Source organism: Streptomyces sp. NPDC004647 (genome assembly GCF_040609575.1).
Taxonomy (GTDB): domain Bacteria; phylum Actinomycetota; class Actinomycetes; order Streptomycetales; family Streptomycetaceae; genus Streptomyces.
Genome location: NZ_JBEXKU010000089.1, coordinates 1 through 26,748 on the forward strand (window position 1 = coordinate 1; position 26,748 = coordinate 26,748).

A 26,748-nucleotide genomic window follows, 5' to 3' on the forward strand; every position below is an offset into this window, starting at 1 on the left:
CAACCCTGAGTCCACCCACCCCTCTCTTCCTATCCGCCGGGGGCCCCCACGGGGGGTGCTTGGGGCGGGGTGGGGGTGCCCGCGCGCGGCCACCGCCGATACGGGCGCGGGCTCACAGTTCGTCGGCCTGCACGTCGTAGACCCGGCGGATGCTGGAGCCAAGGCGCCCGATGTCCGCGCCGTAGACATGGATCGAGATCGCCGTCGACGTACCGGCGTTGCGTACCCGGTGGATGTCGCCGGGCGGCGCGAAGCCGCACACCGCCCCCAACGGGTTCACCACGTCCTCGGTCGGCACCAGCCGCGCGGACGGGCCGTCCGGCACCAGGCGGTAGCGGCGCTCGCTCTCCTCGCCCTCGTGAACACCCGTGACGCACCAGGACACATGGTCGTGAACACACGTCCGCTGCCCGGGCAGCCAGACCAGCGCGACCACCGAGAAGCTGCCGTCGCGCTCGGCGTGCAGCAGATGCTGGCGGTACGTCTCCGGGTCGCCCTGCCGCTGCTCCTCGGTGAGCAGGTCGGCGGCGCCGAGATGCGGCCGCAGCCGCTCCCCGGCCAGATACGCCGTCAACTCGGGCGGCAGGCCGCGCCCGACGACCTCCCGGACCTCACCGACGAACGCGTCGAGGCGCGACGTCATACGGGCGGCGGTGGCGGCACGGGAGGCGGTCGGAAGGCTGGGAGCGGTCATACGCGCAGCGTCGCGCCGCCCGATCCATCACGTCCAACGACAGTTTCTTTGCCGAACTCCAATGTCCCCTTATGGCTGCGCCTTCAGCGGGGCTCGGCGGAGAGCCCCCAGCGGGACTCAGCAGCCGACGCGCGCCTCGGCGGCCCTCTTGAGTTCGGCGAGTACGAGCGCGGTGGCCGGAATGCGCAGATGCTCGCGCAGCGCGTACGCCGATATCTGGCGGCGGCTGTGGGGCTCCAGCAGGCGCCCGGTCACCTTCTTGTGGCAGAGGAAGGACAACACCAGGGCCGGCATCACGGCGACGCCCACACCCGCCGCGACCAGGCTCTGCACGACGAGGTTGTCGTCGGTGGTGAACGCGATGTCCGGGGTGAATCCCTCCTCCGCGCAGGCGTGCAGGAAGTTGGCCCGGCAGCGCGGACAGCCCGCGATCCAGCGCTCTTCCGTGAGGTCGTTCAGATGCACCGCGCGCCGCCGGGCCAGCGGGTGCCCGGTCGGCAGCAGCACCGTCAACTGGTCCTCCAGCAGGGGGATCTCGACCAGTTCCGCCGGGACCTCGGCGTGCAGGCCGGGATAGGTGAAGGCGAGCGTGAGATCGCACTCCCCGCGCGCCAGACGCCGCAGTGAATCCGGCGGCTCGCCCTCCAGCAGCTCCACGCGTACGCCCGGGTGCTCGGCGGCGATCCTGGCCATCGCCTCCGGGATGAGGGTCGCGGCGGCGCTCGGGAACGCGCACACCCGAACCCGCCCGGAACGCAGCCGGGTGATGGCGTTCATCTGCTGCTGCGCGGCGGAGAGGCTGTCGAGGATGGTGTCCGCGTGCCGCGCCATCGCCTCCCCGGCCTCGGTCAGCCGCACGCGGCGGCCGACGCGGGTGAACAGCGGGGTGCCGACGGCTCTTTCCAGAGCCTTCATCTGCTGGGTGATCGCGGGCTGGGTGTAGCCCAGTGAGCGAGCGGCGGCCGAGTACGAGCCGCTCCTGACCACTTCATGGAACGTCTTGATGTGCCGGGATTCGAACACATCGGAATCATAAGCAGACATTGGGATGACGGAACGAGAAAGCGGCCGCTGCTTTCAGGTCATCGCCGGCCTCTCCCGGCGCGGCCGGGCCCGACCCGAGCCCGGTCGACCCCGAGACCCGCCCGGTCGACCCCGAGACCCGAGAGCGGTTGACCCCGAGACCCGAGCCCGGTTGACCCGAGACCCGGCCCCATCGACCCGAGACCCGAGCCCGGTTGACCCGAGACCCGGCCGGTCGTCGACCCGAGATCGGGCCGGGGCGACGCGAGATCCGCCCCGGCAACGACACAGGCCCGGCTCGGCACGTCTGAGAACCGGCCCGCCAGGCCCGGATCCGGCCCGCCCGCACGAGATCCGCCCCCACCGACCGGAGATCCGCCCGAGATCCGCCCGGGATCCAGCCCGAGATCCAGTCCGAGCGCCCCGAGATCCGGCCCGTCGCATCGCGCACGGCGGTTGATCGGGCACCCTGAGGCGTATGCCGCACTACCGCTCGTACGACGACACCGAACTCTTCTACCGCGTACTCGACGCCCGCGACGGCTCCGCCGCTCCGCCGCTGGTCTGCCTGGCCGGCGGACCGGGACGGGACGCCGCCTACCTCGGGAATCTCGGCGGGCTCGACGGGCACCGGCCACTCGTACTGCCGGACGCCCGCGGCACCGGCGACTCCCCCGCTGCCACCGACCCCTCCGACTACGCCTTCCCCCGCCTCGCCGAGGACCTGGAGGCGCTGCGCGAACACCTCGGCCTCGAGCGGTTCGCGCTGTTCGCGCATGACGCGGCAGCGGCGACCGCGCAGGCCTACGCCGCCTCCCACAGCGAGCGCCTCACCCATCTGGTGATCGTCTGCCCCGGCGCCCGGCTCCAGAACGAACTCCCCGACGACGCCCGGGAGATCTTCGATTCCCGGATCACCGAGCCGTGGTGGCCGGACGCCTCGGTCGCCGTCCAGCAGCTCGCCGAGGTGTCGGACCTGGACGAGGTACGGGAACTGCTGCTGCGCGCCGCACCGATGGCGTACGGCCGCTGGGACGAGCCCCAGCGGGAGCACGCGGCGTCCGAGGGCGACCAGCTCAACCCCGTCCCGCGGGCGGGCTTCTGGCAGGGCGTCGACGAACTCACCCGCCGGGCACTGCTCGCCCGGCTGCTGGAGGTGGAGTGCCCGGTGCTCGTGGTGACCGGGGACCTCGACGCGGTCTCCGGGATGCGGGCGGGCGAGCTGGTCGCGGAGTCCTTCCCGAACGCCGTGCTGCGACCGCTGCACGGCGTGGGCCACTATCCGTGGGTGGACGAGCCGGAGATGCTGCGCCCCCTGGTGGAGGAGTTCCTGACGACACCGCACGCGTAACACTCGCCCGCTGCGCCCCCGTTTGTGAACGGCGTATGGCAGTCGTATGGCGCCGTACGCCGAACCATTGAGGCCTGCTGGCCACCCGTCCTACGGTCTTCGGAAGAAGTACGTCACGGCCGTGTGCCCGAGTGGTTGAGGGACTCGCCTGCAAAGCGAGTTACGCGGGTTCGATTCCCGCCACGGCCTCTAGGTGCCTTGAGCAGGCAAAACAACAGAGCGGCACCCCGGAAGGGGTGCCGCTCTGTTGTTCGTCCGTCTCAGTTAGCAGTTGAACCCCAAGCCCGCCGGGTAGATCCAGAGATACTTCCACGTTTTCGGGCGGGATTGTTACCGGAGCCCCGAAGGAGCCGAATTCTTCCAGGGCGGCTTCAAGGCCGCTTCCCCTCTCGGCGCGGGTCTCGTTCGTCGCCGTACGTGGCCTTCGATTCCGGTCACGGCCTCCAGCTCCATAGCCGCAATGAACGTATGAAGGAGCAGAACGGAGGGCCGGACCCGTCAGGGCCCGGCCCTCCGTCTCGCGGCCTGTGCGGACCGCAACCACGACCACCGGACCGCCCGCTGCGGCGACGTCGCAACGGGCGGGGCGGGCTACGGCCCACTCACGGCGGGATCGAGTCGGTCCTCGCGCCCTACTGCTCCCGCGGTGCGAGTTCCGCCATCTGCGCCCATCCGTTGCCCGGCACCTCGGTGTTGACGATCTGCGGCGTCTCGGCGACCACGTCCCGCATCCACGCCATCGCGGTCTGGAAGTGGTCGGAGTTCACATGCACCTCGCCGGCCTCGCTCGACTCGAATGCCTCGATCAGGACGAACTGGTCAGGGCTGTCAACGCTCCTTGACCATTCGAAGATGACATTGCCCGGCTCCTGCCGGGTGGCCCGAGTGAAGTCGTCGACGAGCCCGAGCCAGTCCTCGCTCCGGTCAGGACGGACGGTGAATTTAACGACGATGAAGATCACGGGGGTAGCCTCCGGCTTCCGGGATGGGCTTGTAGGTGTGCTGGTCATGCCATGCGTCCGAGGCTCGTCAGATGCCGCCCGGCCGGCCGCGGCGGCTGCGTTCCCGCGGTGCGGACACGGAGTCCACCCTGCACGACTCCGGCACCGGGCCACGAACCAGGCAGCCCGTTTTCCCGCCCTGCGGGAAAACTCCTCGAAAAACGTCCGCCATCCGGAGTCACACGCCGCTCGTAACGCAGCCGCTGCGCGCGGCACGGGGCGGAGGAATGGGGATTTCGCGGACAGGCCCGCGGGTCAGACCGGGACGGCTCTCACGCCTGCTGTCGTGGGGGCGCAGCCACCGCCGCCTGGGGGCGGATCGGGAGGCGGCTCACCGGTCGGCCCGTGGCGGCCCGTACGGCGGCCGCGACCGCCGCCGGGGAGGTGACCACCGGGACCGCGCTCGCCGGTTTGGCCCCGAAGGGCGCCACCACGTCCCGCTCCTCGACCAGCTTGACGATCCGGATGTCGGGGGCGTCCAACGCGGTCGGGAGGGCGTATCCGGTCAGGTCGGGGCGGCGGACCGCACCGCGCGCGGTGCGGAGGTTCTCGGTGAGAGCCGCACCGATGCCCTGCGTGACGCCCGCCTCGATACGGGCCGCCAGCTGACGCGGGTTGAGCACCCGCCCGACGTCCTGCGCCACCGCCATCTCCACGACCCGCACCGAGCCGAGCTCGATGTCGACGTCCACCACGGCACGTACGGCGGCGAAGGCGAGCCCCACGAACGCGTCGCCCTGGCCCGTCTCGTCCAGTGGCTCGGTCGGATGCGGCCGGCACTGCGCGGTGGCCCACAGCTCCTTGCCGTCCAAGGTCTCCGCGACCGTCGTGCTGAGCACCCCGTCGTACGAGGTGATCTTGCCGTCGGCGATGGAGAGCAGCTCGGTCGACATCCCGAACTTGTGCGCGAGTGGCTGGAGGAGCTGCGTACGGACCATCCTGGCCGCCCGCTCGACCGCGCCGCCCGACACCCAGGTGTGCCGGCCGTGGCAGGCCGGGCCGGCGGGCGGCTGGTCGGTGTCGACCGAGGCGATGTGCACCTCGTCGATGCCCAGCACCTCCTGGACGATCTGCCGGGCGAGCGTGGAGAAGCCCTGGCCGGTCTCGACGGCGGCGCAGATGACTGTCGCCTCCCCGCCGTTGACCCGGACCGTCGCTGTGGAGACCTCGTCCGCGCCCTCCGCACCGAGCATGTGCACCATGCCCAGCGCGTAGCCGACACCGCGCCGGACCGCGCCCGGCTCGCCCGCGCCCTCGGGGCCGCCCGGCAGCAGCCAGTCCTCCTCGGGTGCGTCCTTGGGGAGGGCGGGCAGCGGGGCGTCCCGTACGGCCTGGAGTACCTCGGCGACCGGCGCCGGGCAGGTCACCGTCTGGCCGGTGGGCAGCAGGTCGCCGGTCGCCATGGCATTGCGCAGCCGCAGCTCGACCGGGTCCATGCCCAGCTTGGCGGCGAGCTTGTCCATCTGGCCTTCGTACGCGGCGCACACCTGCATCGCGCCCTCGCCACGGACATGGCCGGAGGGCGGGTTGTTGGTGCGTACGGCCCAGCCCTCGACGAAGGCGTGCGGCACGACGTACGGGCCCGCGGCGAAGGCGACGGCCGCGGCCAGCGATTCGGAAGAGGCGTCCGCGTACGCGCCGGCGTCCAGCAGGATCTGCGCCTCGACCTTGACGAGGCGGCCCTCGGTGTCCGCGTGGTGGCGGTAGCGCAGCAGCGTGGGGTGGCGGTGCGGGTGGCCGAGGAAGGACTCCTCGCGGGTCGCGGCGAGCTTCACCGGGCAGCCGGTCTTCAGCGCGAGCAGGCCGAGCGGCAGCTGCATGCCCGGGTCCTCGCGGTCGCCCATCGCGCCCGGCACTCCGGTGACGACGATCTTCACGCGCTCCGGTTCGAGTCCGAAGCAGGCGGCGGCGAGGTCCCGGTCGGCGTGCGGGTCGGTGGAGGCGGTGTAGATCTCGACGCCACCGTCGGGGCGGGGCACGGCGAGGCCGGCCTCGGCGCCGATCGGTGCCGGGTCCTGGCGGCCGATCCGGTACAGGCCCTCGACCACCACTTCGCCGTTGACGTCCGGGTCGCCGTAGCTCAGCGGAATATGGCGGATCAGATTGCCGTCGGGGTGCAGGGGCTCGGCGGCGAACGCCTTTTCCGGGTCGGTGACCGGCTCCAGCACCTCGTACTCGACGGCGATGGCGGCGGCCGCCAGACGCGCCGTGTCGGGGTGGTCTGCGGCGATGGCAGCGATCGGCTCGCCGTGGTGCCGGACCAGGTCCTTGGCGAAGACGGGGCGGTCGGCGACCCGCCGGCCGTGGGAGGAGTCGCCCGGCACGTCCTCGTGGGTCACCACGGCCCGTACGCCGGGCATCTCGGCCGCCTGCGAGGTGTCGACCGAAACGATCCGCGCGTGCGGATGGGGTGAGCGGAGCACCGCGGCCCACAGCAGGCCCTCGGCCCACAGGTCGGCCGCGTACGGGAAGGTGCCGGAGGTCTTGGCGAGCGCGTCGGCGGGCGCGAGGGACACACCGAGGCCGTGCGCCTGGGGGTCGACGGACGTCGGGCCGCCGACGGCCGGGGTCGCGGTGGCCGCGTCGGGACCGGTCATCACGCTGCCTTTCCGCTACCGCTGGGTGTCTGGGGGGTACGGGTCCGGGTCCGGGTCGGTGGGGCGACGGCTGTGCCCAGCCGGCCGTCTGTGCCGCCGCGGGCTCTGTCCACGCTCACGCGCGCGTGGACGGTGCCGGCGCGACCGCTCGGACAGGAGCACGGACGACGGCCCGTACAGGACGTCGGACCCGTTCCGCCGCGCCGCGCCGTACGGACCGCAGCTGCGGGGTGGGAGCGACCGACGGCCGGCGTGGCGGCGTGGGACGGCCCGGAGGCCGGAGATCGGAGGGCGCCGGCTGCGGTCACGCGGATCGAGGTCACGCCGGTTGAGGTCACGCGGATCGAGGTCACGCGGGGCCTCCCGTTGTGGAGTCCCCGCCGTAGGGGCCCGCCTGATGGGGGATGCGCGCGGACTCCGTGGCCGGATCGGGCTGTGCGTCGGTCCGGCCCGATTCGGCGGCGGCGGATGCCTCGCCCGACTCGGCGCGCTCCTCCACGACGTCGGCCACCGCGTCGAGGACCCCGCGGTAGCCGGAGCAGCGGCACAGGTTGCCGCAGATCGCCTGCCGGGTCTCGAGCTCGGTCGGCGCGTGGTTGCCCTCGAGCAGATCGTGCACGGTCATGGCCAGCCCCGGCACGCAGAAACCGCACTGCACGGCGCCACTGGCCGCGAGCGCACGCTGCACGTCGGACGGCGCGCCGTCGACGGCCAGCCCCTCGACCGTACGGACCTCGGAGCCCGCGGCGGTGGCCGCCGGCACCAGGCAGGACGCCACGAGCCGCCCGTCGACCTGAACCGAGCACGCCCCGCACTCGCCCTGGGAGCAGCCGTCCTTGGCCCCGGCGAGGCCGAGGCGCTCGCGCAGGACGTAGAGCAGGGACTCGCCGATCCAGGCGTCGGTGACGGGGCGGTCGGCGCCGTTGACGGTCAGGACGTAGGAGGCGTGGGGATGTTCGCTGTGCGGATCGGCCGCTCCGGACTCCTGGGTGTCCGCCTCCCGCGAGTCGGACGGCTCCGCGCCGGACTCGCGCTCGTCGGCCCGCTCGCCCTGCCCGTCGGTCGTCTCTCCCCGGGCGGCTGTGTCCGGTGCCGCGTCGGCGGCACCCGTGGCGCCCTCCGTCGGGGCGGACTCGGCGTCCGCGGCGGGGTCGTCCGCCGGGACGTACGACCGGCCGATCGTGGCACCGCCGCCCGTCAGCCGGTGGATCGCGTCCTCGGCCGCCCGGCCCACTCGCGAGGCGGAGTCGTCCTGGGCCTGCCACCGCCCGTGGTCCTCGGCGGTGCGGGCTCCCGCGTCGGGTGCGGAGTACTCGCCTCCGGGCGTGAACTCCTGGCGGGCGCCGTGCAGTTCGGCCGACGCGGCGTCGGCCTGCCACTGGCCGTTCCCGTTGGTGGGCCCATCGGGACGGCCCGCATCCGTACGGAGGCGGGCGTCGTCGATGCCGGCCGGCCCGCGGTCCCGTGCCGACCGGGACGGCCCGAACTCACCGCCCTCATCCGGCATTTCGCCATTTGTCCCGGTATCCGCCCACGGGTCGCCGCCCGTGGCGAACCTGCCCGCGGCAGCCGAGTCATGAGTCCGGTCCCGGCCCGCGGACGACATCTCGTCCGCGCCCGGCCGCGCCGGGCCCGCGCCGGAGCCGCCCCGCGAAGCGTCCGCGGGACCCGGCCATGAGCCGCCCCCCACAGGGCTGTCGCCCATCCGGTACGCGCCCGACTCGTCGGAGGCGGACGGGCCGTCCGGGGCCGGCCAGTGGCCGGTCGCCGCGCCCGCCGCCCTCCAGTCGCCCTGCGCGCCGTCCTCGCCGCCGTGCCGTGCCGCGGACTCCGCCGCCGCGTCCGGGAGTTGCCCCTCGGTCGGATATCCCCATGCACCGGACCGACCTGCCGCGTCCTGCGCGCCGTGCCACTGGCCGCCCGTGCCGTCCTGCCACTGGTCGCTCCGGCCCGCGGCCGGGGAGCCGCCGGGGTACTGCGCGCCCGTACGGCCACGCTCGCCGAGCAGGTACTCCCCGGACTCGTCCGGGGAATCGTCGGCGGCCGGAGGAACGCTCCACTGGCCCGTGGCGCCCTGGGCACCCGGATCGGGCCAGCCGCCGTCGGCCGGGGCATGCCACTGGGCTCCCCCCGCTGCGGCAGGGTGCCCGCCGGCCTCGGCGAACGGCATCGTCCACTCGCCGGTCGCGCCGGGCTCGGTGGGAGCAGCGGAAGCCGCGGACCCTATCGGCGGCGGCACATAGCCCTGGCCGGGCGCGGCCAGCGGGTCCACGCCGGGCGGCGCGGCCGCACGGTCGAGAAGACCGTCCGGCAACTGCACGAATGCGGTCGCCTCGGCGTCGTAGTCACCGCCCGGCAGCGGCTGCCAGCCCTGCTGCGGCTGCTGCGGCCTGTGCGGACGATGCGGCTGCTGCGGCTCTTCGGAACTCATCCGAGCGCCCTCCCCAGTGCTCGGCGGGCCAGTGCCGCCACGGTACGCCGCAGATGCAGCACCCCGGGCGGCAGGGCAGGCGGTTCCGTGCCGTCCTGGGCGGGCGGCGGGTCCGGGATACAGGCGGCGGCGACGTACTCGCCGAACGCCGTGCACGCCTCCGGCGCGAGCGTCCGGTCGCCGTCCCAGTCGATCAGCCCGGCCACCCAGCGCTCGGCCTCCAGGGGCCGGAGCGGCATCGGTGCCACGGCGCCGACCGCGCAGCGCACCCCGCGCCGGGCGGGGTCGAGCACGAGGGCGACCGACGCGGTGGCCCGGCCCGGGCCCGTACGGCCGGTGGCCTTGAGGAAGGTCTGCGGGGCGTGCAGCAGCGGTACCCGTACATAGCCGACGATCTCGCTGGGGCGCAGCATCTCCCGGCCCGCGAGCAGATGACTGACCGGGATCTCCCGGCGTGCGCCCTCGGGACCGGCAATGATCAAAGTGGCTTCGAGGGCGGCGAGTACGGGCAGCGGGTCGCCGGTCGGCGCCGAGCTGACGATGTTGCCGCCGAGCGTGCCCGCGTTGCGGATCTGCGGCGGGCCCGCCGCGCGCGCGGCCGCGGCCAGTGCCGGGATCAGCGCCGCGAAGTCGGGTCTGCCCATCCGGGCGTGGGTGAGGCCCGCGCCGAGCAGGGCGTGCCCGTCCTGGTACTGCCAGCCGCGGATCTCGCTGATCCGGCCGAGGCCGACAAGCCCTGCGGGCCTCAGCAGACCGGAGTTGACGGCGGCCATGAGGTCGGTGCCCCCGGCAACGGGCACAGCGGCGGGCATGGCGGCCAGCGCCGCGACGGCCTCGTCGAGCGAGACCGGCAACGTCACCGTCTGCGCCGCATGCGGTGCGTGCGTGGTCAACCCAGCTGCCCCTTCCCGGTGTCCCGCCTGTTCGCCGTACGGTACGTGCTCACAGCAGGGACGTGGCAACTCTGGCACATCTTGGCAAGCCTCCGACGCGAGGGTCCGCGAAGGACGGTTCCGTCCCCGACCTGGGCGATGGTCCGTTTTGTTCCCCTGTCGCCCCTGAGCGCGCATTGCCACCCTTCGGGGAATCTTAGGTGAATTCCGTCCTTGCGGCATCAACGGTCCCAGGGCGGCACGGCAGAGGCATGCGGCTTCGGCCACGGCTCACACGATCGGGGGCGCTCCCTCGATCGGGCGTCCGAGGCCGACCCCCTCGGGTGCGGGCCGCCGCTGCCAGGGGCGGGGGCCGGTGGGCGGGCGGTAGGCGACGCCCAGGGCGTCAAGTCGCCGGTAGTGCACGCCCATTCGAGTTTCGAAGTCCGGGAAGTCCCGCTCGGCGGGGGCCGGCAGCCCGGACCAGACGACTTCGGCGAAGGCGGCGAGGCGCGGGAAGACCTGGTAGTCGACGCGCTGTTGGTCCTCCATCACCTCGGTCCAGACGTTGGCCTGGGCGCCCAGGACGTGCGCGGCCTCGCCGGGCGTCAACTGCGGAGGCACGGGTTCGAACCGGTAGACGTCCTCCAGCGTGCGGACGTATCCGATGGGCATCGGCTCGTCCTCGCCGGGGGCTTGCCGGTGGTCGAGGTAGATCTGCTGCTCGGGGCACATGACGACATCGTGACCGGCCCGCGCGGCGGCGATACCTCCCGCGTAGCCGCGCCAGGACGAAACGGCCGCGCCCTGCGTCAGGCCGTATGCCGCCGGGCGGCACCCGGCCGGGGCCCGGGGGCTGCCCTCCAGGATCTCGTCCCAGCCGATGAGGCGCCGCCCGCGGTCGGCGAGCCAGCGGTCGAAGTGCCGGATGAACCAGCCGTGCAGCTCCCGTTCGTCGTGGAGTCCCAGCTCCTTGATCCGGGCCTGCGCGGCGGGGGACGCCTTCCACTGGTCCGTGGGGCACTCGTCGCCGCCGATGTGCACGAAGGGCGATGGAAAGAGGGCGAGGATCTCTTCGAGCACGCCCTCGTAGAAGCGGAGGGTGTGGTCGGTGGGAGCGAGTACGTTCGGGTTGACGCCCCACGTCGTCCAGACACCGAGCGAGCCGTTCCCTCCGGAGGCCTCGTGCCCGCCGGAGCCCCCGGAGCCTGCGGCGGCCGAGGACGCGGCGGTGATGTCCGTGTTGCCCAACTCCGGGTACGCGGCGATGGCCGCCTGCGAGTGGCCGGGAAGGTCGATCTCCGGGACGACGGTGACATGCCGCTCGGCGGCGTACGCGACGATCTCGCGGATGTCGTCCCGGGTGTAGTAGCCGCCGTGCGGGCGCGGGTCCCACAGGGGGGACGAGCGATGCCCGTACTTGGTGCGCTCCCGCCAGGAGCCGACCTCGGTGAGCTCCGGGTGGCGCTCGATCTCGATACGCCAGCCCTGGTCGTCGGTGAGATGGAGGTGGAGGACGTTGAGCTTGTGGGCGGCGAGCAGGTCGAGATAGCGCAGGACACCGTCCTTGGGCATGAAGTGGCGGGCGACGTCGAGCATCAGGCCGCGCCAGCGGAAGCGGGGCGCGTCCTCGACGACGACGCACGGGACGGTCCACTCGTACCCGGGGTCCAGCGGCGCCCGCCGGAAGGCCTCGGGGCCCAGCAGCTGGCGGAAGGTCTGAACGCCCCAGGAGACCCCCCTGGCACTTCCACCGGCGATGTCGACGCGGTGGCTGTCGACGGCGATCCGGTATCCCTCCTCTCCGATGCCACGCGCGACCGAGGGATCGATGCGCAGCACGATGGTGCTGCGGCCGTCGCCGCCGGTGCGCAGGGGCAGGCCCGTCGCGCCGCCGACGGTGGAGCGAAGCCGGCGCGCGATGTGCTCCGTGCCGGGCCGGTCCTCAAGGAGGGTCGTGTCGTCGAGGACGCACACCCCCCGGCCGGGCGGCCCGTACGAGATGCGGCGCGGGGCGGGAATCAGTCCGGCGTCTGCCATGGGGGATCAGTCCTTCACCGCGCCGCCGAGTCCGGAGACCAGGCGGCGCTGTACGAGTACGAAGAAGACCAGCACGGGGAGAGTCATCACGGTCGACGCCGCCATGATCCCGCCCCAGTCGTTCTCGTCCGGTTTGAAGAAGACGAGCAGAGCCATCGGCAGGGTGGAATTCTCCGTGGCGCTGATGATGAAGGACTTCGCGAAGAGGAAGTCGTTCCAGGTCGAGATGAACGAGAAGACGCTCGTCGCCACCAGGCCCGGGAAGACCAGCGGGAAGAGGATCTGCCACAGGAAGCGGGCGCGGCTCGCCCCGTCGATGTACGCCGCCTCCTCCAGTGCCTCCGGTACCGCCTTCACAAAGCCCCGCAGCATCCAGATCGCGAAGGGCAGGGAGAAAGCGATATGCGGCAGGACCAGCGAGCCGAGCGTATTGAGCCCGACGCCCGGCACCGACTCGCCCAGGTCGCGCATCAGAAAGAAGAGCGGAATGGTCAGCGCCTCGATCGGCACCATCTGCGCGACGAGGAACATGATGAGAAGCGTGGTGCGGAACCTGAATCTGAAACGGGTCACGGCGGTCGCCGCGAGAAAGGCGATCAGCGCGGAGGCGATGACCACGACGCCCGCCACGGCGAGGCTGTTGAGGAAATACCGGCCGAAGTCCTGCTGCTGGAACACCCGTTGGAAGGCGTCGAGCGAGGGGTTGAGCGTCCATGGCCGGGGCTCGGTGGACTGCACCTCACCCGCCGGTTTGAAGGCGGACAGCACCATCCAGTAGAGCGGGAAGGCGACGGCGGCCGCGACCAGCAGCGCGGTGGCTTCGGCGGCCAGCCGCCAGGGCCGCCGGGGCCACCGGATATGCAGCAGGGTCACAGTTCCGCTCCCCGTCGCCGCAGGAGGCGCAGATACCCGAGCGTCACCGCGAGCAGGATCAGCAGCATGACCACGCCGATCGCCGACCCGAGGCTGTACTGCGAGGACGCGAAGGCCTTCTGGTAGGCGTAGACATTGAGGACGAGGTTCTGGCCGGCGATACCGCCACCGCCCGTCATCACATAGATCTGGGTGAAGACCTTGAAGTCCCAGATGATCGACTGGATGGTGACGACGACCAGAATCGGCCGGAGCACCGGCACCATCACACTGCGCCAGATCCGCCAGGCCGAGGCACCGTCGAGCGCGGCCGCCTCCAGCACCTCCGCGGGGATCGCCCTGATGCCCGCGTAGAGCGTCACCATGACGAACGGGAACGAGCACCACACCACTTCGAGCAGCACCAGCAGGAAGGCGCTGTAGCGGTCGTAGGTCCAGGAGTAGTCGGCGAACCCGCTCAGTCCGATGGCGGTGAGGACCTTGTCGACCGGGCCGAAGTCGGGGTCGAAGAGGAAGACCCAGACGGTGGAGCCGGTGATGGCGGGCGTGGCCCAGGCCCCCAGAGCGGCGAGCATCAGGGCCAGCCGGGGCACGGCCCGTATCCGGGTGAGCAGCACGGCGAGAGCGCATCCGACGGCGAGAGTGGACACCACACACGCGGCGGCGAAGAGCACCGTGGCCAGCAGCACCTGCCAGAACTGGCTGTCACCGAACAGCGTCGCGTAATTGCCCAGCCCCTGGAAGGTCGTGGGCTCACCACCGCTGACCTGTGCCTGGGTGTACTCCAGAAACGAGATCAGGCCCAGTTGGTAGATCGGGTAGACCAGCAGCCCGCCGAGGACGACCAGCGCGGGGGCGAGATAGAGCCAGGGGGTCCAGCCGCCGTGACGCCGGGCGCCGGCGCGGTTGCGGCGAGACCCGGCCCTGTCTGCTCCGCCTCTTCCGCCCGTTACGCCGGTCCTCTCCACGGGGACGGCCGTGGGCTCGCGCACCGCGCCGCCCGGTACCGTGTCGTTGTGCGCCATCGGTTCAGCCCGCTGAACGGAAGGCGTCATCCATCTTCTTCGCCGCGTCGTCCGCCGCTTCATCGACGCTCTTGTCGCCGCGGACGACCTCCTGGAACATCGTCGGCAGCACCAGCGAGCTGTCGATCGCCGCCCAGCCGGGCGACGCCGGGACGAACTTCGCACCCGCGTCGAGGGTCTTCACGAACGGCTCGACGAACGGCTCCTTCCTCGCGACCTCCTCCCGCACATCGGTGTAGGTCGGCAGGAAGCCCATGGCCTTGAAAAGCTCGCGCTGCGTCTCCTTACCGGCCAGCGACTTCATCAGATCCACGGCGAGCGTCCGGTGCGAACTGCTCTTGAGAACACCGATGTTGTTGCCGCCGGCGAAGGCCGGAGCGATCTCGCCCTTCTCCGTGCCGGGCAGCGGGACCACCGCATACTCGCCCTTGACCTTGCCGTCCTCGATGGCCTGGTGGCTGAAGTCGCCGCCGATGGCCATGCCGGCCCTGCCGGAGGCGAAGGCGGTGATGGTGTCGTTGCCGCCCATCTCGGCGCACTTGGCGGCCGGACAGTTGTCGTCGCCGAAGAGGGAGGCGTACGCCTCGATACCCCTCCGGGCCTCCGGCCGGTCGATGGCGGACGTGTACGAGCCGCCCTTCTCCGTGGCCAGTTCACCCCCGTTCGCCCAGATGAAGGGCATCGCGCCGTACGTGTACGCACCGCCGACGGCGAGCCCGTACAGCTCCGGCCGCTCCTTACGGATCTTCTTCGCGGTCCCGATCAGCTCGGCCTGGGTCCTGGGCACCTCGAGCCCGAGGTCGGTGAAGACATCCGTGCGGTAGTACAGCGCCCGTACGCCGACGAACAGCGGCGCTCCGTAGACCTTTCCGCCGACGGTCACGGACTGCTGGGCGGTGGGGTCGGTGTCCTCGGCGTCCTCCCAGGCGGCGAACTCCTTGCCGACGTCGGCGAGTCCGCCGTCACGCACATAGCCCGCGGTGTCCGTGTTCCCGTACTCGATCAGATCGGGCGCGCTCTTCGGATCGTTGAAGGCCGCCTTGATCTTCTGCGCCCGGGTGTCGACGGGGATGTAGTCGACCTCCACCCGTGCACCCTTGTGCCGCTTCTCGAAGGCGGCGACCGCTGAGTCGACGACCGCTTCTTTCGGCTTGTTGTCGACCTCCTGGAAGAGCCAGACACGCAGGGTGCCGCGTTTCTCGTCCCCCTGCGCGCCGTTGTCGGCGGTGGACGGCGCACAGGCAGAGGCGGTGAAACCGGCGAGGACGAGCGCCGCGGTCGGGGCGGCAATTCGGACGATGCGCTTCACGGAGGAACCCCCACGGATCAGCGTTGCAGTATACGCAACGAGCGTTTCGCACTGCACAACAAGCAGGAGGCTATGGAGCGTTCACCCCGCCGACAAGAGGTCTCTACCAGTTCGTGACCGACCGAAGCACCCCGTGCAACGCAGCACGGCCCCCGAGGCGCGCGTACGCACCTCGGGGGCCGTGGAAAACCGCAGGCCGGTCCTCATTCGGCGGGTCCGGCGGAGCTCCGCCGGACCGGCCCGAACGCGGAAAGGCTACTTGTCGCCCTTGCCGCTCTTGTCCTTGTCCTTGTCGCCACCGGCGCCCATGGACTCGTAGATCTCCTTGCACATCGGGCAGACCGGGTACTTCTTCGGGTCGCGACCCGGGACCCAGACCTTGCCGCACAGCGCGACGACGGGCGTGCCCTCGAGCGCGCTCGCCATGATCTTGTCCTTCTGAACGTAATGGGCGTAGCGCTCGTGGTCACCGTCGCCGTGCGACACCTTCGGCGTCGGTTCTACGAGGGTGCCGGTCCCTGCCCCGCGCTCGGGCTCAAGAGTGCTCATAGCTGCCAAGGGTACTCAAGCCCGTGGTGGTCAGTTGAGGCTCGGGTCGTCCGGGTATGTCGCCACCATCGCCAGTTCATTGCGCTGCCGCCGCAGCACGGCCCGCCACAGCTGCTCGGGATCCGGCGAGGAGACATCCCCGGGCTCGGACTCCACGACGTACCACGCGCCCTCGACCAGCTCGTCCTCCAGCTGACCCGGCCCCCAGCCCGCGTACCCCGCGAAGATCCGCAAGGACCCGACGGCGGCGGCCAGCAGCTCCGGCGGCGCCTCCAGGTCCACCAGGCCGATCGCCCCGTGCACCCGCCGCCACCCCAGCGGCCCCTCCCCCACGACCGTCCCCGCCTCGCCCGGCACCACCGCGACGCCGAGCGCCGAGTCGAGCGACACCGGACCGCCCTGGAACACCACCCCCGGCTCCCCCGCGAGCCCGGCCCACGACTCGAGGATGTCGCCGACCCCGACCGGTGTCGGCCGGTTCAGGACAACACCGAGCGAGCCCTCCTCGTCATGGTCGAGCAGCAGCACCACCGCACGGTCGAAATTCGGGTCGGCCAGCGCCGGTGTCGCGACTAGCAGCCGTCCTGTGAGGGAGGACACCTCGGTCATGACGACATGATCCCGCACGTTCGCCCTTTGCGGGGAGTCAACGGGGCTACGCGGCCGAAGCCGGTACGGGGCGTACGGCGGCAGCGGGGGCGCGCCACGGTGACGCTGCGGCGTGATCGGCGAACACAACGTGTTGTGACACGGCCGAGACGTGCCGGTTTGGGCCGTGGCCTTACGGGAGGGGGTCAGGAGCCCCGTACCATTTCACTCTGGCCCTGCCCGACTCCAGGAACGCGAGATCCATGACCGGCACAGACGATGTACTGCTTGTCCACGGCGGCGCACCGCTCGAGGGCGAGATCCGTGTCCGCGGCGCGAAGAACCTCGTGCCCAAGGCCATGGTCGCGGCGCTGCTCGGCAGCGAACCCAGCCGACTGCGCAACGTGCCCGATATCCGTGACGTACGTGTCGTACGCGGGCTGCTCCAGCTGCATGGCGTCACGGTCCGCCCCGGCGATGAGGCCGGCGAGCTGATTCTCGACCCGTCCCGCGTCGAGAGCGCCAATGTCGCCGACATCGACGCACACGCCGGCTCCTCACGCATCCCGATCCTCTTCTGCGGCCCGCTGCTGCACCGCCTCGGCCACGCCTTCATCCCGGGCCTGGGCGGATGCGACATCGGCGGCCGGCCGATCGACTTCCACTTCGAGGTGCTGCGGCAGTTCGGCGCGACGATCGAAAAGCGGGCGGACGGCCAGTACCTTGAGGCCCCGCACCGGCTGCGCGGCTGCAAGATCAGGCTGCCGTACCCGTCGGTCGGCTCGACCGAGCAGGTGCTGCTGACGGCCGTGCTGGCCGAGGGCGTCACCGAGCTGTCGAACGCGGCCGTGGAGCCGGAGATCGAAGACCTCATCTGCGTACTGCAGAAGATGGGCGCGATCATCTCCATGGACACCGACCGGACGATCCGGATCACCGGTGTCGACAAGCTGGGCGGCTACAACCACCGCGCCCTGCCGGACCGCCTGGAAGCGGCCTCCTGGGCGAGCGCGGCGCTCGCCACCGAGGGCAATATCTACGTGCACGGCGCGCAGCAGCGCTCGATGATGACCTTCCTCAACACTTTCCGCAGGGTGGGCGGCGCCTTCGAGATCGACGACGAGGGCATCCGCTTCTGGCACCCGGGCGGCCCGCTCGACGCGATCGCCCTGGAGACGGACGTCCACCCCGGTTTCCAGACCGACTGGCAGCAGCCGCTGGTCGTGGCGCTGACCCAGGCCTCGGGCCTGTCGATCGTGCACGAGACGGTGTACGAGTCGCGGCTCGGCTTCACCTCGGCGCTGAACCAGATGGGCGCGCACATCCAGCTCTACCGCGAATGCCTGGGCGGCTCCGCCTGCCGGTTCGGCCAGCGGAACTTCCTGCACTCGGCGGTCGTCTCGGGGCCGACCAAGCTCCAGGGCTCCGACCTGGTCATCCCGGACCTCCGGGGCGGCTTCTCGTATCTCATCGCGGCCCTGGCGGCTCAGGGCACGTCCCGGGTCCACGGCATCGACCTGATCAACCGCGGCTACGAGAACTTCATGAGCAAGCTGATGGAGCTGGGGGCGAAGGTGGAGCTCCCCAACGGCACCACACGCGCCTGAACCACCACGTCGCTGCTGCTGGGGGTCCGGGGGTCGCCCCCCGGACCGACACAGCATGAGCAAGCCGGCGGAGCCGGGAGTGGGAGCGAAGACGGAGCTCCCACCCGACGGCGCCACACGCGTCTGACGGCCTCATGAGTGCCCTCGCGCACGACGAAGGGCGGTCACCCTCCCGAGGGTGACCGCCCTTCGTGCTGTGCCCACGGCTGACGCCGCAGGCCGGGGCCTTACTTGCCCTTGGCGGCTTCCTTGAGCTTGGAGCCCGCGGAGACCTTCACGCTGTAGCCGGCCGGGATCTGGATCGGGTCGCCGGTCTGCGGGTTGCGCGCGGTGCGAGCGGCACGGTGGGTGCGCTCGAAGGTCAGGAAGCCGGGGATGGTGACCTTCTCGTCGCCCTTGGCGACAACCTCACCGATGGTCTCGGCGAGGGCGGCCAGGACGGCGTCGGCGTCCTTGCGGGTCACCTCGGCGCGCTCCGAAAGAGCGGCCACCAGCTCACTGCGGTTCATAGTTACTCCCGTATTCATCTTGCCAATAAGGCGTGAGATCGAAGCCGATGCTGCCAGGGCCCTCGGACAGTCCCCGGACCCGGGTCTGGTGCCAGACCCTCGCGCCCGAATACGCATCCTGCCCCCACCTGTGGCGGGAAAGCCAATCCGGCACCCTGGAGAGTCACACGAAAAGCGCCACTGCCTCGATGTGGTGACGCTCCGTCCGCCTCCCGGCAGCGCACCGCAGGGCTCGCTTCAGGGTTTGCGGCCTAATGTCTGCCCGTCACCCTATGGGGACCGTCCGGGCCCCGAGCCCCGCGACGCGCCGTGCTCAGTCGGCCGTGGCCCCTGTCACAGCGGGCCCGCGGGCTTGACACTGCGGGTAATGACCCGCGGCGTCGCGCCGCCCGGCGTCCAGCCCACCGTACCGCGCCCCCTACGGCCGGTGTCCCTGAGCGGCGTCGCGCACCGCTCCGGCGACCGCGCCCGCGACCTTGTCGTTGAAGACGCTGGGGATGATGTAGTTCGGGTTGAGCTCGTCCTCGGTGACGACATCGGCGAGGGCGGTGGCCGCGGCGAGCATCATGTCGGGGTTGACGGTGTGTGACTGTGCGTCGAGCAGACCGCGGAAGACACCGGGGAAAACCAGCACGTTGTTGATCTGGTTCGGGAAGTCGCTGCGGCCGGTGGCGACCACCGCGGCGGTCTGCCGGGCGACGGCCGGGTCCACCTCGGGGTCCGGGTTGGCGAGCGCGAAGACGACCGCGCCGTCGGCCATCGCGGCCACGTCCTCGGCGCCCAGGACATTGGGGGCGGAGACGCCGATGAAGACGTCCGATCCGGCCACGGCCTGCTTGAGGGTGCCCGTGATCCCCTCGGGGTTGGTGTTCTCCGCGATCCAGCACAGCGGCGAGTCGGGGTCGGCGTCGACCAGGTCCGCACGGGCCCTGTGCACGACGCCGTGGATGTCCGCGACCACCGCGTGCTTCACACCGGCGGCGATCAGCAGCTTGAGGATGGCCGTACCGGCCGCGCCCGCACCGGACATGACGACCCGCACATCACCGATCTGCTTCCCCACCACCCGCAGCGCGTTGGTGAGCGCGGCGAGGACGACGATGGCGGTGCCGTGCTGGTCGTCGTGGAAGACCGGGATGTCGAGGGCCTCGCGCAGCCGGGCCTCGATCTCGAAGCAGCGGGGGGCGGAGATGTCCTCGAGGTTGATGCCCGCGAAGCCGGGGGCGATGGCCTTGACGATCTCGACGATGGCGTCGGTGTCCTGGGTATCCAGGCAGAGCGGCCAGGCGTCGATGCCGGCGAAGCGCTTGAAGAGGGCCGCTTTGCCCTCCATGACGGGCAGCGCGGCCATGGGGCCGATGTTGCCCAGGCCGAGCACCGCGGAGCCGTCGGTGACGACGGCGACGCTGTTGCGCTTGATGGTCAGCCGCCGGGCGTCCTCCGGGTTCTCCGCGATCGCCATGCACACGCGGGCGACGCCCGGGGTATAGATCATGGAGAGGTCGTCACGGTTGCGGATGGGGTGCTTGGACGCCATCTCGATCTTGCCGCCGAGGTGCATCAGGAAGGTACGGTCGGAGACCTTGCCGAGCGTGACGCCCTCGATGCCCCGTACCTTCTCGACGATCTCGTCCGCGTGCGCCGACGACGTCGCCGCGATCGTGACGTCGATGCGCAGCTTCTCGTGGCCGGACGCGGTGACGTCGAGGCCGGTCACCGAGCCGCCGGAGGCTTCCACGGCGGTGGTGAGCTGGCTGACGGCAGTGCCGCTGGCGGGTACTTCCAGCCGGACGGTCATCGAGTAGGAGACGCTGGGCGCCGTTGCCATGGCGGACTTCCTCTGCTTTCCCTTATTTCGCCTGATGCGCGCCCTCGGGGTGGCCGGGATGCGCCGTCCGATCGTCGCACCTACCAGCCGGTACCGGGTAACCCGCACTGAGTTTCGGAAATAAAGTTTCCACCTGGCGAAAGCAGACAAACGGGCGCCTCTCCCGGGTGGGAGGAGGCGCCCATCGTGCCGCTTGAGGTGGCACCGGCCCGCCATGCTCGCCTCGCGGCAAGTGGTCGCTCGAAGCGACTGTGGTTGGGCCCGGGGGCTTGGATCGAGCCGGTGCCACACTCAGGCTAACAAAGAGTCCCGGGAAGTCATCCCTGCACCGGCAGTTGAGGTTCGACGGGGGCGGGACAGCCTTCCGCAAACCACTGCGGGTCAGTCCCTGAGCAGGTCCGGAATCCCGTCGGCGTCCGGCGCGTCCCGCTCGCCGGACAGCACCGTGAGCCGCTGCGTGGCCCGGGTCAGCGCCACGTACAGCACCCGCAGCCCGGCCGGTGACTCGTCCGCGATCTCGGCGGGTGAGACCACGACGGTCGCGTCGTACTCCAGCCCCTTCGCCTCCAGGCTGCCCAGCGCGACCACCCGGTCCCCGAGGCCCGCCAGCCAGTTCCGCGCCTGCTCGCGCCGCTTCATCGCCACGACGACGCCGACCGTGCCGTCCACCTCGTCCAACAGCCGCTGCGCTTCCTCCCGTACGGCCGTCCCGACGTCTCCCCGCGCGACGGCGAAACGGGGCGCGAGGCCGGTCGAGCGGACCGCCTTCGGGGACTCCATCCCCGGCATGGCCAGCGCGAGGACCTTGGTCGCGACCTCGGCGATCTCGGCCGGGTTGCGGTAGTTCACGGTCAGGTTGAACTGGCGGCGCGGGCGGGTGCCCAGTGCCTCGTCGCGGGCCTCGGCCGCCTCGTCCGGGTCGGACCAGGAGCTCTGCGCCGGGTCACCGACGACGGTCCAGGTCGCGTGCCGGCCGCGGCGCCCGACCAGCCGCCACTGCATGGGCGTGAGGTCCTGCGCCTCGTCGACGATGACATGGGCGTAGTCCGTACGCTCCTCGTCCAGGCGCTCGTTGCGGCTGCGCCGGGTGGCCATGCGGTCGGCCATGGTGGTGAGCTCGTCCAGGCCGGTGAGGTGTTCCAGCGGGTCGGCCTCCCGCTTGCGGGGACGGGCCCGGGCACCGAGCACCACCTGCAGCTCGTCCAGGAGCGCCACGTCGTGCACGGACAGCGGACCCCGGCCCTCGGCGTCCAGCCGTCTCAGCGAGCGGGCGAGCAGCCGAGCCTCGCGCGGCTGCAGCGCCCGGCGCGACCAGCGGCCGAGCCGGCGCTCGTCGGCCATCGCGGCGAGCACCTGGCGGGGGGTGAGCTCGGGCCACCAGGCGTCGAGGAAGTCGATGAAGTGCGGCTCGTCGGCGATGTCCTCGTCGAACGCCTCACGGGCCTCGGCTGCCAGCTCCGGGTCGGTGTAGCGCTTACGGGCGCCGGACTTGGCCCACAGCGCGTCGAGGATGAGCCGACGGGCGCGCGGGCGCAGCAGGTTGACGGGCGCGGTGCCGCCCAGCGCGGTCCGGCGGATGTCGCGCAGCTCCTGCTCCTCGAGTTCGACCCGGGCCCCGAAGGCGACGACGCGCAGCCGGGTGGGGGCGCTGCGGCTTCCGCCGCGGGCCCCCTCGGCCGGGGCGCCGGTGTCGGAGCCGTCGTCGAACGACAGTTGACCGCCGTTCGATGCGGCCCGCGCTCCGGTACCCGTGGCGCCGGCGCCACGGGCCGCGGCGCCGGCGACGGACGGGCCCTCCAGAGCGCCCCGGGCCGCCCTGCGCAGCACGTTCACCATCCGGGAGGAGCCCTTGATGCGGGCGACGGCAGGCTCGTCGTAGGCGTCCGCCTCGGCTCCGTCGACCAGGGAGCCGACCGCGCGGATCGCGACCTGCCCCTCTTCCCCCAGGGACGGCAGTACGCCCTCGGTGTACGCGACCAGCAGCGGGGTCGGGCTGACGACGAGGATGCCCCCGGCGTAGCGGCGGCGGTCCTGGTAGAGGAGATAGGCGGCGCGGTGCAGCGCGACCGCGGTCTTGCCGGTGCCGGGGCCGCCGCCGACCTCGGTGACCGAGGCGGCGGGGGCGCGGATGACGAGGTCCTGCTCGGCCTGGATGGAGGAGACGATGTCCCGCATGGCGTGGCTGCGGGCCCGGCCGAGCGCGGCCATCAGCGCGCCGTCCCCGACGACGGGCAGCTCCTCCCCGCCCAGCGACGCCGTGAGCTCCGGGCGCAGCAGGTCGTCCTCCACGCCGAGGACCTTGCGGCCCTTGCTGCGGATGACGCGGCGGCGGACGACGCGGCCGGGGTCCACCGGCGTGGCCCGGTAGAAGGGCGCGGCCGCCGGCGCCCGCCAGTCGATGACCAGCGGGGAGTAGTCGGCGTCCAGGATGCCCAGCCGCCCGATGTGCAGGGTCTCGGCGATGTCCGCCCGCTCCCCCTGTACGGCGTTCTCCGCGGGCCGGACGGAGGTGTACGCGCCGTCCGGGCCCCGCTCACCGTCGCCGCCGAGGAGCAGGTCGATCCGGCCGAAGAGGAAGTCCTCGAACTCGCTGTTGAGGCGGTTGAGGTGCGCTCCGGCGCGGAAGACCTGGGCGTCCCGCTCGGCGAGGGCGCCCGGCGTGCCGACCTGGCCGCGGCGAGCGGCGTCGTCCATCAGAAATTCGGCCTCGTGGATCTTCTCCTCGAGGCGCCGGTACACCTGGTCCAGGTGATCCTGTTCGACACCGATCTCCCGGTCCCGTACCGAATCGACTGCGGCATGTTGCGCGGCCACCCGGGGCCCCCTTCTGACGTGCTGGGCAGCCGTCAACCGTACGCGAAGGGGACGGGCCGCGCACGTCCGAGTCTCCCGGCGGGCCTCCGGGAGACTCGGAGGGGGTGAGCGCTACGCGTCGACCGACACCAGGCGCTTACCCTCGAAGGTGCGGACCTCGAAGTGATCGATTTCGTTGGGCTTCATGGCCGCGCCGCCATGGACGTACAGCGGGCGCTTGGCGATCTCCCGGGTGCTGTCCGGGATGCCGTAGCCCCACTTCGGCACGGCCCACGAGGTGATGACCTCCTCCTCACCGGTCTTGGAGACCGCGATGAGGTTGCACTTGAGCGGGCCCTTGACGTTCTTGAGCTCCAGCACCGTGTGGGTGCCCCAGTCCTTCTTCTCCGTACCGACCGTGGCAGCGACCTTGCTGGCCTGGTCGGTCGCCCGGACCTTGTCCTCCATATGGTTGAAGAACGCGTCCTCGGCCGGGCTGGTGGAGTTGGGGTGCGGCAGTGCGGTGTCGGAGGTGGTGTCGTCCGCGGTCACCACCGTGGCGACCACCGGCCCGCCGATGATCAGGGCCGCGGCGGCCGCGACCAGGTAGAGGCCGCGCCGCTGGCGCCGGCGGCGCTTGACCGCCACCTCGTCGATCAGACGGTCCAGCATCTGCGGGCTCGGGCCCACGTGGAGCGCGGCGGGGTTCGGGACCGCCGTCGGCGTCTCGGCGAGGTTGGCGAGCAGCGGTTCGAGGCCCATGAACTCGTCGAGCTGCTCGGCGCAGGCGTCACAGCCCGCGAGATGATCTTCGAAGCGCGCCGCGTCCGCCGCGTCGAGCACGCCGAGCGCGTAGGCACCGACGGCCTCGTGCGCTGATTGGCGCTCATGCGCTGTCATGCCGTCACTCCTCGTTCCTCGAGCGCGAGCTTCATGGAGCGCAGCGCGTAGAACACCCTGGATCTCACGGTCCCGCTGGGTATGCCGAGCTTTTCAGCCGCCTCATTGACCGTACGTCCTTTGAAGTAGGTCTCGACGAGCGCTTCCCGGTGGGCGTCGCTCAGATCGCTCAGGGCGTCGGAGAGCGTCATGAGCGACAGCGCCTTGTCGATCTCATCCTCCGCGGGCATCAGTTCCAGGGGTGAGGGGTCGACCTCCTGTGGTCGGGCCTGACGGCTGCGGTGGCCGTCGATGACGATGCGGCGGGCGACGGTCACGAGCCAGGGGCGTACCGAGCCGGTGGCCCGGCCCAGTTGGGCCGCGTTGCGCCAGGCGCGCACCAGCGTTTCCTGGACCACGTCCTCCGCCCGGTGGCGGTCACCCGCGACGAGCCGGAGTACGTAGGCGAGCAGCGGGCCCGCGTGTTCGCGATAGAGAGCCCGCATGAGCTCCTCGTCCGGCACCTCGGTGCCGGATCGCGGCTTTTCAGCCCTGTGCCGGGTTCTTGAAGGACGATGTTCGACCACGGCCGCATCCTTGCGCACCCGAACCTCCTGGTCGAGTCCCAGCTTTGGACGAACGCTGGGTTCGGTCATTGGACGAATGAGCGGGTTGGGGCGGGGGTCCGCAGCCCTCGTCTGCTGCGGACCCCCTCCCGTCCTCGGGCCCACTGGCGTGGGGGAACGGATCAGTAGCCCGAGGAGCTTTCGGAGTCGCCCCCGCTGTCCTTGGCGCTGCCGCCCCTGTCATCGCACGCCGTCGCGGTGAACGCGAGTGCGGTGACGGCGGATGCGGCGAGCTGTCGGAGGAGGTTGGACGGGCGCATGGCTGTATCCCCCCAAGGAGATCGGTGATGCGGACTCTGTGTCGCGATGCGGACCCTCGGTGCCGCTTCCCCCATGAGTACGGGCGGCGCGGGCGCAGCACTCAGAGCAATTGTTGTGAGGCAGGTCACATGTTTGGGAGGCCTGTCATGGCGGGCGGAATGCGGGAGTTGGGGCCCGTACGAAAGACCGCGGATCTTCCCGAATCCGGGAAGATCCGAAATGCCCTACTCGTCGCCGTACTTCGTGTCCGCCGCCGGATCCAGCGCCAACCGGTAGCCGCGCTTGACCACCGTCTGGATGAGTTTCGGCGCGCCCAGGGCCGTACGGAGCCGGGCCATCGCCGTCTCCACCGCGTGCTCGTCGCGCCCCGCGCCCGGCAGCACCCTCAGCAGGTCCGCGCGGGACACCACCCAGCCCGGCCGCCGCGCCAGGGCCCGCAGCAGGGCCATGCCGGCGGGCGGCACGGACCGCAACTCGCCGTCCACCAGCACCGCGTGCCCGCGGATCTCGACGCTCCGCCCCGCGACCGGCAGGGGCCGTACGCGGCCGGGTAGCTCGACGCACAGCAGCTGGACCAGCGGCCCCAGACGGAAACGCTCGGGCTGCGCGGTGGCGATGTCGTGCGCCTCCAGCGGCAGCGCGGTCACCGGGCCGACGCACACGGGCAGTACGTCGTGCCGCAGGGCGTCCAGCAGCTCGCCGAGCATGCCGCGCTCCCGGGCCCGCTCCAGCAGAGAGGCCGCGGCGGGCGCGCTGGTGAAGGTCACCGCGTCGAGCGAGCGAGCCACCGTGGCGTCCAGCAGCCGGTCCACGGGGCCGATGTCCTCCGGCGGCATCCAGCGGTAGACGGGCACCCCGACGACCTCGCCGCCCCCGGCCCGCAGCGCCTCGACGAAGCCGGGCAGCGGTTCACCGTGCAGTTGGATGGCGATCCGGCGTCCTTCGACGCCCTCCTCCAGGAGCCGGTCGAGAACCTCGGCCATGGACTCGGAGGCGGGCGACCACTCCTCCTTCAGCCCGGCGGCCCGGATGGCGCCGCGCACCTTGGGCCCGCGGGCCAGCAGCTCCACCCCGCGCAGCCGCTCCAGCAGCGCCTCGCCGAACCCCCAGCCGTCGGCCGCCTCGACCCAGCCGCGGAATCCGATGGCGGTGGTGGCGATCACGACGTCCGGTGCGTGGTCGATCAAGTGCTTGGTCGCGGTGAGGAGTTCGGTGTCGTCGGACAGCGGGACGATGCGCAGGGCGGGCGCGTGCAGTACGGACGCGCCGCGCCGTTTCAGCAGGGCTCCGAGCTCATCGGCCCGGCGGGCGGCGGTGATGCCGACCGTGAAGCCGGCGAGGGGCGGTGGCCCGTCGGACGCACGGCGGGCCGGCGCCGGGTCCGAGGCCGGGGACGTCGTAGAGCCTGCTCCGTGCCCGTCGCCCGCCGGGGATGCGGATGGGGACGCTGACGGGGGCGGGGGCGGCGTGCTTCCGTCGCCCGGCGGCTGCTCCGCGTTCCGACTTTGCATACGTGCCTCGCTCCACTGACGTGTTCCATCGACCATAGGTCGCGGGGACCGCAGCGGCGCCGCCTATCGCGACTGCCGGACAACGATCCCCTGGCCGGGCGTCCCGGCCCGGGCCTTCAGTCCGCACCGGGCGTCCCTGCCCGGGCTTCGTTCCGCCGGCCGGACAGTGGTCCCACCGTCCGGCCGTATCAGCATCCTGCCAACGCCGGGTGACGCTCCCGGTTCGCCAGGGTTTCCCCGGTGTTACGCCGTACCCGGCGCGGACGCCCACTGTGCGGCCGGAGCATGGCCGCGCAGTGGGCGTCCAGTGCCCCGGAGTCGGCCACCCACAGCCGTACCGTCCGCGCGGCCTGCGGGATGGTGATGAACACTTCGTGTTCG

At 71.7% G+C, this 26,748-nt stretch carries 22 protein-coding genes and 1 tRNA gene; 3 read left to right on the plus strand and 20 right to left on the minus strand.

What is annotated here, in order from left to right; all coding sequences use genetic code 11:
• Positions 1-112 precede the first annotated feature (112 nt).
• Together ABZW18_RS28955 and ABZW18_RS28960 are read right to left on the minus strand one after the other, a co-directional pair.
• Complete coding sequence (locus ABZW18_RS28955) at positions 113-694, minus strand: cysteine dioxygenase family protein (RefSeq protein ID WP_356193034.1); 582 nt, start codon at positions 692-694, stop codon at positions 113-115.
• A gap of 117 nt (positions 695-811) precedes the next feature.
• A complete protein-coding gene (locus tag ABZW18_RS28960) occupies positions 812-1,717 on the minus strand; it encodes a LysR family transcriptional regulator (protein ID WP_356193036.1) in 906 nt (301 codons plus the stop codon).
• Positions 1,718-2,195: 478 nt separating this feature from the next.
• On the opposite strand from ABZW18_RS28960, the gene ABZW18_RS28965 reads away from it, so the two are divergent.
• On the plus strand, positions 2,196-3,068 hold the full coding sequence (locus tag ABZW18_RS28965) for an alpha/beta hydrolase (RefSeq protein ID WP_356193039.1): 873 nt from the start codon (positions 2,196-2,198) through the stop codon (positions 3,066-3,068).
• 117 nt (positions 3,069-3,185) lie between these two features.
• Positions 3,186-3,257 (plus strand) — tRNA-Cys (locus tag ABZW18_RS28970).
• 443 nt (positions 3,258-3,700) lie between these two features.
• Here the strand turns inward: ABZW18_RS28970 and ABZW18_RS28975 are convergent.
• The 10 genes from ABZW18_RS28975 to ABZW18_RS29020 all read right to left on the minus strand — a co-directional run bounded on the left by ABZW18_RS28975 (position 3,701) and on the right by ABZW18_RS29020 (position 16,374).
• Positions 3,701-4,030 (minus strand): putative quinol monooxygenase, encoded by a 330-nt coding sequence (locus tag ABZW18_RS28975; RefSeq protein WP_356193041.1) that lies wholly within the window; start codon positions 4,028-4,030, stop codon positions 3,701-3,703.
• A gap of 311 nt (positions 4,031-4,341) precedes the next feature.
• Positions 4,342-6,666 carry a molybdopterin cofactor-binding domain-containing protein gene (locus ABZW18_RS28980; RefSeq protein WP_356193044.1) on the minus strand — a complete coding sequence of 775 codons (2,325 nt, stop codon included), beginning with the start codon at positions 6,664-6,666 and terminating at the stop codon, positions 4,342-4,344.
• Between the two features lie 349 nt (positions 6,667-7,015).
• Complete coding sequence (locus tag ABZW18_RS28985) at positions 7,016-9,097, minus strand: 2Fe-2S iron-sulfur cluster-binding protein (protein ID WP_356193046.1); 2,082 nt, start codon at positions 9,095-9,097, stop codon at positions 7,016-7,018.
• Complete coding sequence (locus ABZW18_RS28990) at positions 9,094-9,990, minus strand: FAD binding domain-containing protein (protein WP_356193048.1); 897 nt, start codon at positions 9,988-9,990, stop codon at positions 9,094-9,096. The genes ABZW18_RS28985 and ABZW18_RS28990 overlap by 4 nt, the downstream gene beginning before the upstream one ends.
• 270 nt (positions 9,991-10,260) lie before the next feature.
• Positions 10,261-12,009 (minus strand): beta-N-acetylhexosaminidase, encoded by a 1,749-nt coding sequence (locus ABZW18_RS28995; RefSeq protein ID WP_356193051.1) that lies wholly within the window; start codon positions 12,007-12,009, stop codon positions 10,261-10,263.
• Between the two features lie 6 nt (positions 12,010-12,015).
• Positions 12,016-12,876: a carbohydrate ABC transporter permease gene (locus tag ABZW18_RS29000; protein ID WP_356193083.1), complete on the minus strand. Its 861-nt coding sequence runs from the start codon at positions 12,874-12,876 to the stop codon at positions 12,016-12,018.
• A 2-nt stretch (positions 12,877-12,878) separates the two neighbouring features.
• A complete protein-coding gene (locus tag ABZW18_RS29005) occupies positions 12,879-13,937 on the minus strand; it encodes a sugar ABC transporter permease (RefSeq protein ID WP_356193054.1) in 1,059 nt (352 codons plus the stop codon).
• Positions 13,912-15,216 carry an extracellular solute-binding protein gene (locus ABZW18_RS29010; RefSeq protein WP_356193057.1) on the minus strand — a complete coding sequence of 435 codons (1,305 nt, stop codon included), beginning with the start codon at positions 15,214-15,216 and terminating at the stop codon, positions 13,912-13,914. Before ABZW18_RS29010 ends, ABZW18_RS29005 begins: the two co-directional genes overlap by 26 nt.
• 255 nt (positions 15,217-15,471) lie before the next feature.
• A complete protein-coding gene (locus ABZW18_RS29015; protein ID WP_356193060.1) occupies positions 15,472-15,765 on the minus strand; it encodes a DUF3039 domain-containing protein in 294 nt (97 codons plus the stop codon).
• Between the two features lie 30 nt (positions 15,766-15,795).
• Entirely contained in the window at positions 15,796-16,374 is a 579-nt protein-coding gene (locus tag ABZW18_RS29020; protein WP_356193063.1) for a YqgE/AlgH family protein, read from the minus strand.
• A 242-nt stretch (positions 16,375-16,616) separates the two neighbouring features.
• On the opposite strand from ABZW18_RS29020, the gene murA reads away from it, so the two are divergent.
• Positions 16,617-17,960, plus strand: a complete 1,344-nt coding sequence (gene murA, locus ABZW18_RS29025; RefSeq protein WP_356193066.1) for a UDP-N-acetylglucosamine 1-carboxyvinyltransferase — start codon at positions 16,617-16,619, stop codon at positions 17,958-17,960.
• Positions 17,961-18,187: 227 nt separating this feature from the next.
• Here the strand turns inward: murA and ABZW18_RS29030 are convergent, their stop codons facing one another.
• The 8 genes from ABZW18_RS29030 to ABZW18_RS29065 form a co-directional block, all read right to left on the minus strand.
• Positions 18,188-18,469, minus strand: coding sequence for an HU family DNA-binding protein (locus tag ABZW18_RS29030; protein WP_030875040.1), 282 nt, complete (start codon positions 18,467-18,469; stop codon positions 18,188-18,190).
• A gap of 418 nt (positions 18,470-18,887) precedes the next feature.
• Positions 18,888-20,297, minus strand: a complete 1,410-nt coding sequence (locus ABZW18_RS29035; RefSeq protein WP_356193068.1) for an NAD-dependent malic enzyme — start codon at positions 20,295-20,297, stop codon at positions 18,888-18,890.
• Between the two features lie 381 nt (positions 20,298-20,678).
• Positions 20,679-23,111 (minus strand): UvrD-helicase domain-containing protein, encoded by a 2,433-nt coding sequence (locus ABZW18_RS29040; RefSeq protein WP_356193071.1) that lies wholly within the window; start codon positions 23,109-23,111, stop codon positions 20,679-20,681.
• Between the two features lie 111 nt (positions 23,112-23,222).
• A complete protein-coding gene (locus tag ABZW18_RS29045) occupies positions 23,223-23,990 on the minus strand; it encodes a zf-HC2 domain-containing protein (RefSeq protein ID WP_356193073.1) in 768 nt (255 codons plus the stop codon).
• Positions 23,987-24,574, minus strand: coding sequence for a sigma-70 family RNA polymerase sigma factor (locus ABZW18_RS29050; RefSeq protein ID WP_356193075.1), 588 nt, complete (start codon positions 24,572-24,574; stop codon positions 23,987-23,989). The genes ABZW18_RS29045 and ABZW18_RS29050 overlap by 4 nt, the downstream gene beginning before the upstream one ends.
• A 143-nt stretch (positions 24,575-24,717) precedes the next feature.
• Positions 24,718-24,855 (minus strand): hypothetical protein, encoded by a 138-nt coding sequence (locus ABZW18_RS29055; protein ID WP_356193077.1) that lies wholly within the window; start codon positions 24,853-24,855, stop codon positions 24,718-24,720.
• A 225-nt stretch (positions 24,856-25,080) separates the two neighbouring features.
• The gene (locus ABZW18_RS29060) at positions 25,081-26,367 is read right to left on the minus strand and encodes a uroporphyrinogen-III synthase (RefSeq protein ID WP_356193079.1); all 1,287 of its coding nucleotides are present in this window, start codon (positions 26,365-26,367) and stop codon (positions 25,081-25,083) included.
• Positions 26,368-26,555: 188 nt separating this feature from the next.
• Positions 26,556-26,748 (minus strand): hypothetical protein (locus ABZW18_RS29065; protein WP_356193081.1); only part of this gene is annotated, 193 nt, incomplete at its 5' end.

Coding starts and splice junctions, on each gene's coding strand:
- ABZW18_RS28955 (WP_356193034.1), bottom strand. CDS start 694: ATGACCGCTCCCAGCCTTCCGACCGCCTCCCGTGCCGCCACCGCCGCC.
- ABZW18_RS28965 (WP_356193039.1), top strand. CDS start 2,196: ATGCCGCACTACCGCTCGTACGACGACACCGAACTCTTCTACCGCGTA.
- ABZW18_RS28980 (WP_356193044.1), bottom strand. CDS start 6,666: ATGACCGGTCCCGACGCGGCCACCGCGACCCCGGCCGTCGGCGGCCCG.
- ABZW18_RS28985 (WP_356193046.1), bottom strand. CDS start 9,097: ATGAGTTCCGAAGAGCCGCAGCAGCCGCATCGTCCGCACAGGCCGCAG.
- ABZW18_RS28995 (WP_356193051.1), bottom strand. CDS start 12,009: ATGGCAGACGCCGGACTGATTCCCGCCCCGCGCCGCATCTCGTACGGG.
- ABZW18_RS29005 (WP_356193054.1), bottom strand. CDS start 13,937: ATGACGCCTTCCGTTCAGCGGGCTGAACCGATGGCGCACAACGACACG.
- ABZW18_RS29015 (WP_356193060.1), bottom strand. CDS start 15,765: ATGAGCACTCTTGAGCCCGAGCGCGGGGCAGGGACCGGCACCCTCGTA.
- ABZW18_RS29020 (WP_356193063.1), bottom strand. CDS start 16,374: ATGACCGAGGTGTCCTCCCTCACAGGACGGCTGCTAGTCGCGACACCG.
- murA (WP_356193066.1), top strand. CDS start 16,617: ATGACCGGCACAGACGATGTACTGCTTGTCCACGGCGGCGCACCGCTC.
- ABZW18_RS29030 (WP_030875040.1), bottom strand. CDS start 18,469: ATGAACCGCAGTGAGCTGGTGGCCGCTCTTTCGGAGCGCGCCGAGGTG.
- ABZW18_RS29035 (WP_356193068.1), bottom strand. CDS start 20,297: ATGGCAACGGCGCCCAGCGTCTCCTACTCGATGACCGTCCGGCTGGAA.
- ABZW18_RS29045 (WP_356193073.1), bottom strand. CDS start 23,990: ATGACAGCGCATGAGCGCCAATCAGCGCACGAGGCCGTCGGTGCCTAC.
- ABZW18_RS29055 (WP_356193077.1), bottom strand. CDS start 24,855: ATGCGCCCGTCCAACCTCCTCCGACAGCTCGCCGCATCCGCCGTCACC.
- ABZW18_RS29060 (WP_356193079.1), bottom strand. CDS start 26,367: ATGCAAAGTCGGAACGCGGAGCAGCCGCCGGGCGACGGAAGCACGCCG.